At 47.1% G+C, this 1,965-nt stretch carries 2 protein-coding genes; both read left to right on the top strand.

What is annotated here, in order from left to right; translation table 11 throughout:
- Window positions 1–197: 197 nt before the first annotated feature.
- The gene (locus tag T472_RS06580; protein WP_023387650.1) at window positions 198–1,085 is read left to right on the top strand and encodes an ABC transporter ATP-binding protein; all 888 of its coding nucleotides are present in this window, start codon (window positions 198–200) and stop codon (window positions 1,083–1,085) included.
- Window positions 1,086–1,883, top strand: a complete 798-nt coding sequence (locus tag T472_RS06575; RefSeq protein ID WP_023387651.1) for an ABC transporter permease subunit — start codon at window positions 1,086–1,088, stop codon at window positions 1,881–1,883.
- Window positions 1,884–1,965 lie beyond the last annotated feature (82 nt).

Genomic DNA, 1,965 nt, shown 5'->3' with positions numbered 1-1,965 from the left:
TCAGCGGGGTCCTACCCGATTGAGGACTTAAGCTCACTGACCCCGCAGAATGGGGGAGAGTTGAAATTTTACAAAACATTAACCGGTTGCTTCTGCAAATCGCTATCATGAACTTTCAAATGGGTATAGGATTAGTATATGCAGACAAGATTGGATGTCTCTGAATATTCTATACGTTTGCTTGAAAGGGGATCGCGATGATAGAGGTAAAGGGGCTTACGCTAACTTATCCAAGCGGAAAGGGTGTCTTTGACCTTGATTTCAAGGTGGAGGAAGGGATTCTCATGGGATACCTTGGTCCGAACGGTGCAGGGAAGACTACTACGATAAGGGCGCTTCTTGGATTCATGGATCCAGACAGGGGCTCATGTTCCATAGGAGGACTTGATTGTACCAAAGAAGCAGCAGCGATACAAAAGACGCTGGGATATATCCCCGGTGAAATAACATTCCTGGAAGACATGAGCGGGGCTGAATTCCTGAGGTTCATGGGAGAGATGAGGGGTACGAAGGATAACAAAAGGCAGAAACAGCTGCTAGAAATGTTTGAGCTCGACCCCAAGGGGAAAATCAGGAAATTCTCGAAAGGCATGAAGCAGAAGCTAGCAATTGTGACAGCTCTTATGCATGATCCAAAGGTCCTGATCCTTGACGAACCGACCAGCGGCCTTGACCCTCTCATGCAGAACAGGTTCCTTGAAGTCATGGCCGAGGAGAAGGCTAAAGGAAAGACAATCCTCATGTCCAGCCATATATTTGAGGAGGTCGAGAAAGTCTGCGACAACGTCCTAATCATCAAGGACGGAAGGATTGTGAAGCAGGCGGATGTCCAGACGCTCAAGGATTCACAGAGAAAGGGCTTTTCAATCAGGTGCGCTGAAGGGGCAGAGCTTGCGGGGCAGCTTAAATCAGCTGGTTTCGAGGCTTCACTTGTCGACAGGGACAGGATTGAGGTCATCGTTACAGGAGAGAATGTTGATTCACTGATCAAGACCTGTGCCAGGTTCAAGGTGATTGCCTTCGATGCCAGGAACCAGTCCCTTGAGGATATCTTCATGCAGTATTACGGAAAGGAGGGGAAATAGATGAGCATGACACTTTTCAAGAATACCTTGAAGAGAAACTGGGTGCTTCTTATGATCTTTGTTGGGGTCCTGAGCATGTACATGACAGTCATGTTATCCATGTACAATCCTGATGATATGGAGCTTCTCAGTTCGATGATAGAGCTTTTTCCTCCTGAACTAATGAAGGCCATGGGATTTGAAAGCATCGTAACAAACCTTACAGGATATCTCGCCAGCTGGCTTTATGGTCTGCTTATGCTTGGATTCCCATTGGTATATTGCGTGATCCTTGGCAACAGGCTGGTTGCCAAGATGGTGGACAACAGCTCATTTGCATATCTTCTGTCCACACCCAATTCAAGGGTAAGGATAATCGTTACACAGGGACTTTATGCCATTGCATCTGTTGCAGCTCTGATGACTTTTATATTTGGAGCCGGGGTTCTTTTGAGTACCGTAATGTTTCCAGGCATGCTGGATGTGGGACAGTTCATGAGGCTCAACCTTACGACCATGCTAGTCAACATGTCGGTGATGATGATCAGCTTCTTCTTCTCCTGCCTGTTCAATGACACTAAGTTCTCGCTGCTTTTTGGTGCGGGCATACCCATAGCCTTCCTTCTCATGAAGATGCTTGGCGGAGTATCCGAAGAAGGAAGCCTGATCAAAAAGGCATCCATATACGGATTCTATGATCCGGTCAAGCTTGTGGCAGGGGAAAGCATGGTTAGCGTAAACCTGATATACATTACCATTATCGTCGCCCTTTTTGCAGGCGGAGTAATCATATTCAGACGAAAGCGCCTTCCGCTATAGCTTGAGGAATATATTGGGATACTGAAAAAGGGTTCAAGCCGATGGCTGAACCATTTTTTGCTGTGCGCCCGGCATGGGCGAT

Origin of the sequence: Youngiibacter fragilis 232.1 (assembly GCF_000495435.3) — a bacterium.
Classification (GTDB): domain Bacteria; phylum Bacillota; class Clostridia; order Clostridiales; family Clostridiaceae; genus Youngiibacter; species Youngiibacter fragilis.
The sequence above is the reverse complement of the archived record's forward strand: the minus strand, read 5'-3'. Positions and strand labels throughout refer to the sequence as shown.